This is a genomic window from Streptomyces sp., from assembly GCF_050698815.1.
GTDB lineage: Bacteria > Actinomycetota > Actinomycetes > Streptomycetales > Streptomycetaceae > Streptomyces.
The window spans coordinates 1-13,490 of record NZ_JBOHCV010000461.1 but is presented as its reverse complement, the minus strand read 5'-3'; the positions used below and the strand labels follow the sequence as shown (position 1 = coordinate 13,490).

The following is a 13,490-nucleotide window of genomic DNA, read 5'->3' as shown; positions in this document are numbered from 1 at the left end:
ACATGTAGGTGTCCCAGTTCCAGTTCGGGCCCGGGTCGGTGTGGTCGTTGCCGGGAACCTCGCTGTGGCCGACGACGTGCGCACGGTCCTTGGGGATGCCGTACTTGTCGCACATGTACTTCGTCAGTGCGGCCGAGGAGCGGTACATCGCATCGGTGAACCACGACGGGTCGTCGACGAAGCCCTCGTGCTCGATGCCGATCGCCGAGGCGTTGCCGCCCTTGGCGTGCCAGGCGGTGTCGCCGTCGCGCACCATCTGGGTCACCTCGCCGTCGGAGGACCGGATCACGTAGTGCGCGCTCACCTGCGAATCGGGGTTCTTGAACCAGCTGATCGTGCCGGCGTACGACCCCTGGGTGACGTGGACGACGACCTGTGAGATCGCCGCGGTCCGGCCGGTGGCGTAGTTGGCCGCGTCGGCGGGGTTCCAGATCGCGGGCGGGTAGTCGTCGCTCCTGGTGCCCGGATCGGCGGACACCTTCGCGAACTCGCCGCGGTCCGGGCTGACCTTGTGGGGCGCGCTCCGCACGTCCTCGGCCCCGGCGGTCCTGCCGCGCACACCCTTGCTGACGAATTCGAAGGCGCTGTCGGCGTAGAGCCGCGCGAGCTGGTCGCTCTCGGCGCCGCCGTAGCGGGCAACGGTCGGGTACCAGGCGGCGAGGTCGGCCCGGTCGGACGCCTTGAGGCCCGCCTTGTCGGCGTCCGCGCGCAGGACGGCGGCGGCTCCGCGGATGTTGGCCGCGTCGTCCTTCCTCAGGTCGGCCTTCGACTCACCCGTGAGCTTCGCGGCGCGCTCCAGCGTGTGCCGCTCGGGGTTGCTGACCAGGTGCATGACGCCGAAGCCGTTGTCCTGACTCGGCTTGCCGTCATGTCCGTCGAGGTGCGTCTCGCTGTAGCCGACGGCCACGAGGAGGTCGCGCGGCACGTCGAACTCCGAGGCGGCCTTCGTGAAGGCCTGGCCCATCGTGGATCCGGCGGGTGCGGGGGCGGGGGCGGCGTTCGCGGTCTGCGCGACGACGGCGACCGTCGCGGCGAGCACGCCGCCGAACGCGGTGGTCCACACTCTCCTGCGGTTGTTCATGGGGGGGTGCCTCTCTGTCTCCGGCGCGCGGTGGGGGGAGGGTTGAGCACCCCTGGCGTGGGCCGGCGCGCCGGTCACGGTCGGTGCCAGGGGGAGGGCTGGTCAGGCCCTTACGGCGTACACGGCAGCGAGACACCTCGCTCGGACAGATAGGCGAACGGGTCGTCACCGAAGCCGGTGCCGCCGTCGCGGTGCGCCTCGAAGTGCAGGTGCGGGCCGGTCGATTGGCCCTCGCTGCCCATCGAGGCGATCGGCTGCCCAGCGGCGACCGTGTCGCCGACAGCAACGAACCGCTCGTACATGTGCCCGTATTCGGTGACCGAGCCGTCGGCGTGCCTGATCCGGACCCACTGGCCGTAGCCGCTGGCCGGGCCGGACTCGGTGACAACGCCGGCACCGGCGGCGTGGATCGGCGTGCCGAGCGAGTTGGCGAGGTCGACGCCGTCGTGACCTTCGTGGTAGCCCTGGCTGACCACGGCCGCGGTCGGGCACGAGGCCGGAAAGGCCACTGCTGCCGCCGCCGCGCTCGCGGTTCCTTCGGCACCCGGGCCGGACTGGGCGGCCGCCGGGACGGCGATGAGGCTCGCCAGTACGCAGCCGCCGGCGGCGGCCAGTGCGAGCAGGCGGCGCTTGTCGCGCCTGCTGTGGGGGGGACGGGACATCGGCATTCCTTTCCAGAGTGCATACGATTTCCGCGCCACGCCAGTAAAAGCAGCTAGGCATGTACGCGACAACCCTGTTCGGACAACAAGTACTACTTTCTCGGTCCGGTGAAGAAAACAGCGCGCACGAATCACCCGTAGCGGCGCGAATTCGGGCCGGACCTTCCCTGGTTCGACCAGTGGAAGGGCCCCGGATCTCAGGAGTGGGACGAACTGCGCGGCGCCCGGGCGCCGTTGTCGTCGGGACCGGCACGGGGCGCGCGAGGCGGCGGGACCGGGAGTGTCAGGCTGATGTCAGCCGTTGATGCAAGAAGCCCCCTGGGAGACTCCCAGGGGGCTTCCGACCTGTGCGCGCTCGGCAGGATTCGAACCTGCAACCTTCTGATCCGTAGTCAGATGCTCTATCCGTTAAGCTACGAGCGCTTGTGCGACCGGCCGTTCAACAGCCGGGCTGCGTTGCGCGAACAACATTACATGACCGGTGCCCAGAGGCGAAATCTGTTTGCCGCACCCCTGCTGAGCTGGGAAAAGCGCCTCCGGGGCGACCTGCCCCCGGTACACGGAAACCCCAGCTGCGGGAGCCGGGGTTTCGGGTGATCACGGAGATCGGAAGCGGAGGCTCCGGGATTTGAACCCGGGATGGGGGGTTGCCCCAAACCGCATTAGCAGTGCGGCGCCATAGACCAGACTAGGCGAAGCCTCCAGACGCACCCGCGATGAAGCGAAGCGGTGCGTGCTGATGATGGCACAGCCTCGCGGGCTGTCTCCAATCGGCCCCTACCGTACTCGGTCCCCGCCCCGCCGGGCAAAGCGATTGCCGGCGGCGCGGTTCGATGACCGGGAACGATCCGTTCGGCGGCCGTCCGGCACGGGACACGACACGAGAGACAGCACGACCTGCGCGACGAGGGGCGCGCCGACGCGTTAAGTGGAGGGGAGGTGTGCACTTCGCGCGCCTCTTCCGTGTAGATCCGTACACACGTCGGGAGCACCCTCATGCCGCGTCGTTCCGCGACTGCCACCGTCCTCGCCTCCGTCCCGGTCCTCCTCGCCGTGACCGGTGGTCTGCTCAGCCCTGCCGCCGCCGCACCGGACAGCAGCCGGCTCCCCATGCCGCCTGCCCGGTCAGACCAGCTCCGCTTCACCGTCACCGACAGCGGGAACCGCGAGGACGACGGCACGTACCGGCTCGAGTGCAACCCCGCCGGCGGCAGCCACCCGCGCGCCCGCGCCGCCTGCGAGGTGCTGACGTCGGAGAGCAACAGCGGCAGGCACCCCTTCGGTCCGGTCCCCACCAGCGCGAACTGCACGCTGATGTACGGCGGTCCGGCCACAGCGCATGTCGTGGGGGTCTGGCACGGCAGAGAGGTGGACGCGACCTTCAGGCGGACCGACGGCTGCGAGATCGAGCGCTGGGACGCGCTCGTGCCGGCGCTGCCGAGGACCAGCACCGGCTGGTAGGGGCTCGCCCGGACCAGGGGCCGCCACCCGCCTGGTCTGCACCTGATCTCCCGCACATCCATCGCCGCCCCCGCAACCGCTGCCCGTAGACTCCCCCTAGTGACACGCCCAGGCTCAGCGGACACTGACAGCCGTGACCGGACCGAGCCCGACCGGACGGCGGTCACCTGCACCGTGGTTATCAGGGAGGAAACGTCGTCGTGAGCAGCAGGCCATCCCGAGGCGCTGCTCGTCTCGCCGCCATACTCGACGCATTGCCCGATGCGCTGCTGCTGGTGAACTGCAACGGCACGGTGGTCAACGCCAACACCATCGCGCTGGAAATGTTCGAAACCGCAGGCACCGCACTGGTCGGGCGAGGGCTGCTCGATCTGCTGCCCGAGTTCGACTCGAAGCGGATCCCGGGTTCGATGCGGCGGCCGGACGAGGCGGCTGCCGAGCGCCAGGAGCGTCAGCGGCCGACCCGCATGGTGGCACGGCGCACGGACGGCAGCGCTGTCCCGGTCGAGGTCACCAGCGCGAATCTTGAGGACGCGCGCACGCCGTACGCCTCCGCCTTCGAAGCCGCCTACTCCGATCACGGCACCGGCTCGGGCACCAACGGTTCCGGTTCCTACACGGGCGACGAACTGCTGATGCTGGTGGTACGCGACCTCACCGGCACCCTCGACACCGAGCAGGAACTCGCCCGCCAGCAGCGCCAGACCGAGATGATCCTGCGGGCCGCCTCCGAAGGCGTCGTCGGCGTCGACACGGAGGGGCGGATCGTCCTCGTCAACCCGGCCGCCGCCCAGATCCTCGGCTACCGCGCCGGCGACCTCGGCGGGCAGGAGCTGCACCCGCTGGTGCTCCACTCGCGGCCGGACGGCAGCGCCCTCCCGTACGAGGAGACCACGCTCAGCGACACCCTCAAGTCCGGCCGCAAGCACCGGGTCCGGGCCGGACAGGTGCTCTGGGCGAAGGACGGACACGCGGTGCCGGTCGACATCACGACGGCTCCCGTGCGCGACGGCGAGCAGCTGGTCGGCGCGGTAGTGACCTTCACAGACCGGCGCGCGTACGAGTCCCTCACGGGCCGGCATCAGCAGCTGATGGCCGTGCTGGGGGACTCGCTGCGCGGGCCGCTCGACCACCTGCGGGACGAACTCGCCGGACTGGCCGCCGATCCGGCGGGACAGCTGTGGCCCGAGGCCAACCAGATCCTGCACCACCTGGCGGCGGGCTACGCCCGGATGACCACACTCGTCGACAACGTGCTCGGCTACCAGCGGCTGGACGCGGGCCGCGAACGGCTGCGGCGAGAAACGATTTCCCTCGACGGCGTGGTGGCGAACGGCGTCGAGGGCGCGGTGGAGCTGATCGGGCCGGGGCGCGCGCAGTTCGCGGTGCACGCTCCGCCGATCGAGGCCGAGGTCGACAGTGAGCGGCTGGCCACGGCACTGGCGCATCTGATCGCGGACGTCGCGGGCGTGGACGCGACCGGCAAGTCGCTGGTGGTGACGCCGGGCGTCGACTCGACGATCGTGGTCGCGGCGGCACAGCGCGGTGATGTCGTACGGATCGAGGTGCGCGGGCCCTACGGCGGCGGCAGCCCGGTGCACGAGCCGATCGTGCGCGGCATCGTGGAACAGCACGGCGGCGTGCTGCAGACGCACGAAGTGCCGGGGGCGGGCGGCAGCGCGTACGTACTCGAGGTGCCGGTCTCCGCGGGCGGCGCCGGGAGTGCCGGCGGTGCGAACGGCTCGGGCGGTGCCGGTGGTACGGGCGGGAGCCACGGCGGCAACACCAACGGTGCGGCTCCGCGACCGCGCGAGAGCCGCGAGAACGAGACGACGGTGATGCCCGTTCCCGCCCAGCCGGTACGCGGCATGGACGCCCCGGCGGCGAGCGCCGAGGGGCACCAGGCCGGGGCGTGGACGAGTACCGGAGGCGCTCAGGGCGGCGGGGCGGGCGGCTTCCCGGACCAGCCCGCCGCCCCCCTCGTTCCGGCGCAGCAGGGCCTGGCGCAGCTGGGCCCGGCACAGCAGGGCCCCGCCCATCAAGGAGGGGCGCCGGCCGTACCGGGGCACGAGGAGCACCCGCGCGATCAGCAGGCGGCCCCGACGGGCCGCCGCCGCGGACGTCCGAGCCCCGCGGAGGGGTACGACGAAAACGAAGCACAGCAGGTGCACGAGATACACGGCGGACACGGCGGCGGCCGTGGCCCCACCGCCGGCGCGCGCCCCGCGTTGGAGCTCCCGGCCGGGAGTACGGACGTGGACACGGGCTCCGAGCCCGGCCCGGCCGTGCCGCATCAAGCAGGCGCCGGGCGGCGTGCACGGCGGACGCTGGCACCGCCGGTCCAGCCGGGTCCCGAGGGCGGCACGGAAGGGCAGGTGCCGGCCGGCGGCCTTCCGGGGCAGGAGGCCACGCCGGAGGCCGACCCCCAGCCGGGCACGGGCCGCCGGGCACGGCGCCCCGAGGCAGGAGAACCGGAGCAGGCCGCGCCGGCCACCGCCGGTGGCGCCGGCGAGGAGACCGGCGGTGCGGGTGGTCGCCGGGCCCGCCGTCTCGCCCGGGACCAGGCGCAGGCCCAGGCACGCGCGCAGACCGAAGGGCACACCGAAGGGGAGGCCGGCGCTCAGGGCGAGGCGCTGCCCTCCGGGCAAGCGGCCCCGCAGGGGGTCCAGTTCGCCGCACCGCCCAGCCAGCCGCAGCCCGGGTATCCGCACACCGCACCGGAGCAGCAGCAGGCAGCTCAGCGGGCGCCGCAGCAGGCGCCGCAGCAGGGCCCCTTCGCGTTGCCGCCCGGACAGCCGGCTTCCGAGCCGGTCCGTACGAACGGTTCGGGTACGCCCGCCGCGGCGGGCGCCGTAGCCGAATCCCTCGCTCAGCCGCTCCCCGAGGAAGCGCCCGCCCAGAACGGGGCCGCGGCACCGGCGGCGGAGCCCGCCCCCCATCCGGAGCCGGAACCGGAGCCGCAGCCGCAGGCCGTCGAGCACTCCGTGGTCGCCGGCAGCCCGATCCTCGGCGGCGGGCCGCTGCCGCCGGATCCTCCGCAGCACGCGCTGCCGATGCCGGGTGCCGCCGGCACTGAGGAGGGGCGGTCCCCGTACGAGACCGGACAGGGCCCGTGCGTACGGACCCTGGGCCAGGGGGTGCCCTTCGTGAAGCGGATCGGCGAGCAGCCCGGACCGCAGTCCTACGGCCGCTCCGCCCCCGCCCCCGCGCTGCCTCCCGCGCCGCCGACGGCCATACCGTCCACCCCCTCGACACCCCCGCAGTCCTCCAGTTCCGGCCGGCGCCGGAGGCTGGCCGAGCCCCCGCGGCAGGGCGAGCAGCCGGGCGGCTCACAGCAGACCCGGCCGGGCGGCAGGCCCCCTTCACAGGGTCAGGCGCAGCCTGCCCGCGAGTTCACCATCGGGGCACCCGCGGCGGGTGCCGCCGAGGGGCCGGAGCCGCTGGACGGCCCGGACAGCCCGGTCGAGGTGAGTGACGGACGGGGGCTGGCCATGCCGCCGCGGGCCGTCGACGACGAACTGCCGCCGGAGCCGCTGGACAATCCGCGCCGGCTGCTCGTGTGGCCCGAACCGGACCCCTCCACCCAGCAGGCCCTCTCCAACCGCGGCTACCGCCCTGTCATCGTGCACTCGCGCGAGGAGGTCGACGCGCAGATCGCGGCCTATCCCGCCGCCCTGTTCGTGGATCCGCTGACCGGCCCGATCACCCGGACCGCGCTGCAGTCGCTGCGCACGGCGGCCGTGGCGGCGGAGGTCCCGGTGCTGGTCACCTCCGGGCTGGGGCAGGCGACCCGGGAGGCGGCCTACGGCGCCGATCCGGCCGTACTGCTCAAGGCCCTCGCCCCGCGCGACAGCGAACAGCACCCGCCGCGCGTACTGCTGGTCGAGGAGCACCCCGCGATCGCGGGCGCGCTCGCGGCGTCTCTGGAGCGGCGCGGCATGCAGGTCGCGCACGCGCCGACGGACGCGGACGCGGTGAACGTGGCGGCGCAGACGCGCCCCAATCTGGTCGTGATGGACCTGATGCAGGTACGGCGGCGGCGGGCCGGAATCATCGACTGGCTGCGTGTGAACGGGCTGTTGAACCGCACCCCGTTCGTCGTCTACACCTCCGCCGACATGGACCCGGCCGAACTGCCCCGGCTGACCTCCGGCGAGACGGTGCTCTTCCTCGCGGAGCGCTCGACGAGTACCGAGGTGCAGTCCCGGATCGTCGACCTGCTGACGAAGATCGGCGCCCGCTGAACGGCACCCGCTGAACGGCACCCGCCGGACAGCAGGGGTAAGGGGCGAGCGCCGGGCACTCGCCCCTTACCCTTCGTGCGCGACAACGCGACATCGCGCAGCCGCCTCACAGCTCCGTGATCTTCAGCTCCCCCGCCGCGTACTGCCGGCGCAGCACCTTCTTGTCGAACTTGCCCACGCTCGTCTTCGGCACCGCCGGTATCAGCGCCCACCGCTCCGGCAGCTGCCAGCGCGCCACCCGCTCGCCGAGGAAGGCGCGCAGCTGCTCGTACGTGACCTCCCCCGCGCCCTCCTTGAGTACGACCGTGGCCAGCGGCCGCTCGCCCCACTTCTCGTCCGGCACCGCCACCACCGCCGCCTCGGCGACGGCCTCGTGCGCCATCAGCGCGTTCTCCAGCTCGACGGAGGAGATCCACTCGCCGCCGGACTTGATGACGTCCTTCGCGCGGTCGGTGAGCGTCAGATAGCCGTTCGGCGTGATCACACCCACGTCCCCCGTGCGCAGCCAGCCGTCTGAGGTGAACTTGTCCTCCGGACGGAGCGGTTCGGCGGTGGCGCCCCCGTAGTAGGCGCCGGCCACCCAGGGCCCGCGCACTTCCAGCTCGCCGGGCGACTCCCCGTCCCACGGCGCGAATCCGCCCTCCGGCGCGGCCAGCCGGGCCTCGACCGAGGCCGGGAAGCGGCCCTGGCTGACGCGGTAGGGCCACTCCTCCTCGGGGGTGAGCCCGGCCGGCGGGTGCGCGAAGGAGCCCAGCGGTGAGGTCTCGGTCATGCCCCAGGCGTGACAGACGCGCACGCCGTGCAGCTCCTCGAAGGCGCGCATCATCGCGGGCGGGCAGGCGGAGCCGCCGATGGTGACCGAGCGCAGGCAGGAGATGTCCCGGGGGTTCTCCGCCAGCTCGGCCAGCAGCCCCTGCCAGATGGTGGGCACGGCGGCCGCGTGTGTGGGCCGCTCGGCGGCGATCATCTCGGCGAGCGGCGCCGGCTGCAGGAAGCGGTCGGGCATCAGCATGTTCACGCCGGTCATGAACGTCGCCTGTGGCAGGCCCCATGCGTTGACATGGAACATCGGCACCACCGGCAGTGTGGTGTCCTGGTCGGTGAGTCCCATCGACTCGGCCATGTTGACCTGCATGGAGTGCAGATACATCGAACGGTGGGAGAAGACGACGCCCTTGGGGTCACCGGTGGTGCCGGAGGTGTAGCACATGGCCGCGGCGTCACGCTCGTCCAGCTCGGGCCAGTCGTAGGCGGTGGGCCGCCCGTCGAGCAGAGATTCGTATGCGTGTACGGCCGGGCGGCAGCCCGCCAGCACGGTGGTGTCGCCCGGACCGACGACCACCACGTGCTCGACCGACTCCATCCGGGGCAGCAGCGGAGCGAGCAGCGGCAGCACCGAACCGTTGACCAGGAGGACCCGGTCCGCGGCGTGGTTGGCGATCCACACCAGCTGGTCGGCGGGCAGCCGCAGGTTGAGGGTGTGCAGGACCGACCCCATGGAGGGGATCGCGAAGTACGCCTCGACGTGCTCGGCGTTGTTCCACATCAGGGTCGCCACCCGGTCGTCCGGCAGCACGCCCAGCTCGTCCCGCAGCGCGTGCGCGAGCTGCGCCGCACGGGCGCCGGTCTCCCCGAAGCTCTGCCTGCGCGGCTCACCCTCACCGGTCCAGGTGGTGATCTGTGAGTCGGCGTGGACGGTGGAACCATGACGCAGGATACGCGAAACGAGCAGCGGTACGTCCTGCATGGTGCTCAGCATCGGGGAAGCCTCCCGGGAAGCGGTTACGCACGGGTAATTCGTGGCGCTGATTGTGCGTCCGTACCGACCGGTATGTCACTACCCTGTCCGCGATTCGACACAGGGCACGGCTCGGCACGGCTCCCCCGACGCGCTCAGGCGGGCTGCGGCCGGGCTGCGTCAGGCAGCGGGTCGTGTCAGGCAGCGGCCAGTTCGGCGGCCGGCTCCGGTGCCGGCGACCGTGGCGCCGGCCGTGGCGCTGGCCGTGGCGGCGCCTCGCCCCGCACGTCAGCGGCGAGCTGCGGGTCCTGGCGCAGCTTCACCAGCGCCCGGGAGACCGCGCTCTTCACGGTCCCGACCGACACATCGAGCACCGCGGCGGTCTGTGCCTCGCTCAGGTCTTCGTAGTACCGCAGCACCACCATGGCGCGCTGGCGGGCGGGTAGCTTGAGCATGGCGCGCCACATCGCGTCACGCACCGCCTGCGCCTCGGCGGGGTCGGGGCCCTCCAGCGGTTCCGGCTCCGGCAGTTCGTCGCAGGCGAACTCGTCCACCCTGCGCTTGCGCCACTGCGACGTGCGGGTGTTGAGCAGCGCCTTGCGTACGTAGCCGTCCAGCGCACGGTGGTCCTCGATGCGTTCCCACGCCAGGTAGGTCTTGGTGAGCGCCGTCTGGAGCAGGTCTTCCGCGTCGCACGGATCGGCGGTGAGCGAGCGGGCGGTGCGCAGCAGCACGGGGCCGCGCGCCTGCACGTACGACGTGAACGTCAGCGGCGTCACCGTCGGAGAGGTGGTCCGGGCCGGCCGGACAGTCCCAGGCGTGGTCATGACTCAACGCTAGAAGCGGGCGGCTGCGCACGAATCGCCCGGAAGTCCCGATGGCACCTCCGCCTCTGGGAGTAGAGGTGGTGCTGCCTCCACCTCCACAGGGTGGAGGCAGCACGACGCCGGGATCAGGGTGACTCAGGGGCGCGGCTCGGGGGGCAGGCCGCCGCCGCCCGCCCCCGGGTCACCGATGACGGCGACCGGGGCGTCCATCACGTTGCGGTCGATGTGCACCCGGTGGCCGCCGTAGGTCCGCCACACGTTGCCGTCGTACTGGTGGATGCGCCGGTGGGGCTGCCATGCACCCTTGTCGAGGACCTTCTCCCCTTCCACGGAGGGCGGCACCCGCCAGCGGGCGAACCACAGCGCCCCCGGCAGGTCCTCGCGACCCGCCTTGCGGGCACCCTCCATGTGCTCGATGCCGGAGTCGGCGCTGGAGTAGAAGCCGGGCAGGTAACCCTCCGCCCGTACCGCGCGGTTCCAGCCCTGGATGAATTTCAGGGTGGTGGCGGCGCACCGGGTACGGGTGTTGTCGTACGCCTCCATGTCCAGGTAGATCGCACTGTGCGCCGTCATCCCGAGCGCCTTCGCGTCCTGTACCGCCGTGCGTCCCTCCTCCGCGCCCTGATCACCGGACCCGTTGTGGCTCATCAGGTACCCGCGCTTGCGGTCGGAGCGGACGCAGGGGGACTGGGAGCCGACGAAGATGGGGATGAGCTTCCAGCCCATGGCGTCCACCTTCTTCACCCAGTCGCTGTCGAGGTTGGGCTGATTCGGGCAGGCACGGGCGCGGCCGCCGATGTAGACACCGGCGGCGCCGAACGGGGAGGCTCCCTGCCAGGCGCGCATGGTGGCGGCCGACGGGGCGAGGCAGGTGTCGAACGCCTCGCCTGTGAAGATCGTGGCGCCGGCGTCACGAGGATCGCCGGTCGTAGCGCGAACGTGGCCGTCGCCCTGGCCGCTCCCCCAGCCGTCGCCCGGCCCGGGGCCGATGCCGAGGCCGTAGCCGTCGCCCTCGCCGGGGCGCGGGCCGGGCTTGAAGTCCGGCCCCGGCGTGGCGGACCCGCCCTCCCCGGCGGCTGCCGGGGCCGTGCCCCCGCCGAGGAGGGCGGAGAGCGCCAGGCAGGGGGCGAGCACGGAGCGGATGATGTGATTCTTATGCCACATGGGGCGAGTGAAGGGGCAGCCGAGGCCATGATCACTCAGGCTCGCCCGGGCCCGCCCCGGTTTCAGCCGTCCGGTCCGCCCGGGTTGCGCGGGCGCCCCGCCCGTGCTCGCGAGTACGTGTGCCGTCGGGACGGCGCCCGCAGACAGGGAAAGGCACCGAGTCCGGCCCACGGGACGGGGCTTCGCCTCACTCGCCGCTTTCGCCGACGAACCGCCAGGAGCCGTCGTCGGTGTGCCGGGGGGAATCCGCGTCCAGTGGGTCCGTGCCGCTGCGGTACACGTTTTCCTCACGCGGCAAGGGCGCCGTACTGGACCGCAGGATCAGACGTGTGGGCAGGACGATGTGCTGGCCTTGGTCGGCATCGGGGTCGTTGACGAGTGAACGAGCCAGTTCGCCGGCGGCACGGCCGATGTCCGCGGGCGACTGGGCGATCGTGGACAGCTCCGACCACCGGGCGATCTCGTGGTCGTCAAAGCCGAGTACCGATATCCGCTCGGGCACGTCGATGCGGCTCTTGCGTAGCGTCCAGAGGACCGCGACGCCGGCATTGTCCTGTTCGGCGAAGATCGCAGTGGGTGGCTGCCGCCGGCTGAGCAGCTGCCCGACCGCCTCCACGACGATTCGCTTGTCGCCGATGCTGGGGACGGTGACCACAAGATCGTCGTCCAGGGGGATGCCCGCTTCGTTGAGCGCCTGCCGGTAGCCGGTCAGTCGTTCGTTGGAGCTGAAGGTGAACCCGGTGGGACCGACCGTTTTCACGAAGGCGATACGGCGGTGTCCGAGATTGAGCAGGTACTGCGTGCCCTGGCGCGCCCCGGCCACGTCGTCGATGTATACGCTCGCTCGCCCCTCGGCGTGCTGGCTCACGTAGATCACCGGAATCTCCAGCTCGTCCAGACGCGCGCCCTCCTCTTCGGTGAGGTCGAAGGAGAACACCAGCAGGGCGTCGGCGTTCCGCCGGGCCGGGAGACGTTCGAAGAAGTCGGCGCGCTCCGTCATGTCCGGTGTGACGTAGATGAGCAGATCCATGCCTGCCGCGCGCAGTATCGGCCCCAGGCTGTCCAGCGCCGAGCCCATGAACCACGAATTGAGAACGGGCGTCAGAACCGCCACCACCCCGGTTTTGCCGGTGGCCAGGCTGGCGGCTTGTCGAGAGACCGCGAAGTTCAGTTCGCGGGCTGCCTGTTCGACTCGGACGCGGACTTCGGGCGAGACGGTCGAGAGCCCGCGCAGCGTGCGGGAGACGGTGGACGGGGAGACCCCGGCCCGTTCGGCGACATCGACCATCGTGGGGTGCCGTTGGGCTGGTGGCATGCGGGGGACGTTAACACGGGAAACCCTTGTCGGCGGCTGCTGATGACAGCGCTGCCACGGGATCCCGCGACGGTTCAACCTTTGAACGCTTCCCCTTTCTCGCGCCAAAGCGGACATAAAGGGTCAGAACTTTGAGATCTCCCTGCGTGACACCCATTGACTTCCCGCACGTGCGTCCATACCTTGAACGCGCTGTCCTGAAGTAGCCAAACCATGCACAACGGCGTGCATCTTCATGGCTTTGAGCTGCAGCTCCGTCGTTCACACGTCAATGACAGCGCGTCTATCGGTCTGTTTGAGCGTCCATGCATACCGTCTGGCAGTTTCGGCCGGTGAAGGGATGAGATTCGCATGGCTGCAGCGAGTCCCACGAGGGTCACCCGGCGCTGTCCATGGAGTGACCGCCCGGCTGTCGATGGCCTCCATCCAACGTTACAGATCGAGAGTTCCTGGTCCTGATCGACCCGTTCGTACGCGATGAATCCGCAAGTGCCCGCATGCCGACGGGACTTGAACGACGGATTGATCCGGATCGGCGGGCAGGACGTCACGAACCAGGGCAACGGCGGCACCGGGACCGGGGTCGACGTCATCGCCTGCGACCACCCGCAGAATCCGCCCGGCCAGGAGCCGGCGGACAACTGTGCACATTCGTCCCTGCGGGGAGTATTTCTTGTTCGCCGAAACCGGTCAGCGGCAGCGCGCCGGAGTGATTCAGCCGATTCGGTTCCACACCGCGAGGAGAGACAAAGTGAAGACCAATACCAATCGGGCGTTTCAGTGCTCGGCCGTCGTTCTTGCCGGGCTCATGGTCACCACCGCCTGCAGCTCATCCGGCGGCGGTGAGTCCGCGCAGCAGAAGAACCCTTCGTTCAAGGGACGCGGTCCCATCACGTACGTGGCCGGCAAGGACGCCGGAGGGTCCGTTCAGCCGGTGATCGACCGCTGGAACAAGAAGCACCCGAAGGAAAAGGTGACCTTCGTCGAGCTGCCCACGG

At 71.3% G+C, this 13,490-nt stretch carries 8 protein-coding genes, 2 tRNA genes and 1 pseudogene; 3 read left to right on the top strand and 8 right to left on the bottom strand.

Annotated elements, in window-relative coordinates:
* The 4 genes from ACRDP3_RS16770 to ACRDP3_RS16755 form a co-directional block, all read right to left on the bottom strand.
* On the bottom strand, positions 1-1,081 hold a 1,081-nt coding region (locus tag ACRDP3_RS16770; RefSeq protein WP_431517766.1), incomplete at its 3' end, for an N-acetylmuramoyl-L-alanine amidase.
* Between the two features lie 110 nt (positions 1,082-1,191).
* Positions 1,192-1,743 carry a M23 family metallopeptidase gene (locus ACRDP3_RS16765; protein ID WP_431517765.1) on the bottom strand — a complete coding sequence of 184 codons (552 nt, stop codon included), beginning with the start codon at positions 1,741-1,743 and terminating at the stop codon, positions 1,192-1,194.
* 350 nt (positions 1,744-2,093) lie between these two features.
* Positions 2,094-2,166 (bottom strand) — tRNA-Arg (locus ACRDP3_RS16760).
* Positions 2,167-2,356: 190 nt separating this feature from the next.
* Positions 2,357-2,446, bottom strand: a tRNA-Ser gene (locus ACRDP3_RS16755).
* Positions 2,447-2,739: 293 nt separating this feature from the next.
* On the opposite strand from ACRDP3_RS16755, the gene ACRDP3_RS16750 reads away from it, so the two are divergent.
* Positions 2,740-3,204: an SSI family serine proteinase inhibitor gene (locus tag ACRDP3_RS16750; protein ID WP_431517764.1), complete on the top strand. Its 465-nt coding sequence runs from the start codon at positions 2,740-2,742 to the stop codon at positions 3,202-3,204.
* A 200-nt stretch (positions 3,205-3,404) separates the two neighbouring features.
* On the top strand, positions 3,405-7,448 hold the full coding sequence (locus ACRDP3_RS16745; RefSeq protein ID WP_431517763.1) for a PAS domain-containing protein: 4,044 nt from the start codon (positions 3,405-3,407) through the stop codon (positions 7,446-7,448).
* A gap of 106 nt (positions 7,449-7,554) precedes the next feature.
* Here ACRDP3_RS16745 and ACRDP3_RS16740 read toward each other — a convergent pair whose 3' ends face one another.
* The 4 genes from ACRDP3_RS16740 to ACRDP3_RS16725 form a co-directional block, all read right to left on the bottom strand.
* A complete protein-coding gene (locus ACRDP3_RS16740; protein WP_431517762.1) occupies positions 7,555-9,207 on the bottom strand; it encodes a long-chain fatty acid--CoA ligase in 1,653 nt (550 codons plus the stop codon).
* Positions 9,208-9,383: 176 nt separating this feature from the next.
* Entirely contained in the window at positions 9,384-10,013 is a 630-nt protein-coding gene (locus tag ACRDP3_RS16735; protein WP_431517761.1) for a SigE family RNA polymerase sigma factor, read from the bottom strand.
* Positions 10,014-10,148: 135 nt separating this feature from the next.
* The gene (locus tag ACRDP3_RS16730) at positions 10,149-11,177 is read right to left on the bottom strand and encodes a DUF1906 domain-containing protein (protein ID WP_431517760.1); all 1,029 of its coding nucleotides are present in this window, start codon (positions 11,175-11,177) and stop codon (positions 10,149-10,151) included.
* A gap of 187 nt (positions 11,178-11,364) precedes the next feature.
* Complete coding sequence (locus tag ACRDP3_RS16725; RefSeq protein ID WP_431517759.1) at positions 11,365-12,492, bottom strand: LacI family DNA-binding transcriptional regulator; 1,128 nt, start codon at positions 12,490-12,492, stop codon at positions 11,365-11,367.
* A 673-nt stretch (positions 12,493-13,165) separates the two neighbouring features.
* Here ACRDP3_RS16725 and ACRDP3_RS16720 point away from each other — a divergent pair.
* Positions 13,166-13,490: pseudogene (locus ACRDP3_RS16720) on the top strand (hypothetical protein); the annotation flags it as partial.

Coding starts and splice junctions, on each gene's coding strand:
- ACRDP3_RS16765 (WP_431517765.1), bottom strand. CDS start 1,743: ATGTCCCGTCCCCCCCACAGCAGGCGCGACAAGCGCCGCCTGCTCGCA.
- ACRDP3_RS16750 (WP_431517764.1), top strand. CDS start 2,740: ATGCCGCGTCGTTCCGCGACTGCCACCGTCCTCGCCTCCGTCCCGGTC.
- ACRDP3_RS16740 (WP_431517762.1), bottom strand. CDS start 9,207: ATGCTGAGCACCATGCAGGACGTACCGCTGCTCGTTTCGCGTATCCTG.
- ACRDP3_RS16735 (WP_431517761.1), bottom strand. CDS start 10,013: ATGACCACGCCTGGGACTGTCCGGCCGGCCCGGACCACCTCTCCGACG.
- ACRDP3_RS16730 (WP_431517760.1), bottom strand. CDS start 11,177: ATGTGGCATAAGAATCACATCATCCGCTCCGTGCTCGCCCCCTGCCTG.
- ACRDP3_RS16725 (WP_431517759.1), bottom strand. CDS start 12,492: ATGCCACCAGCCCAACGGCACCCCACGATGGTCGATGTCGCCGAACGG.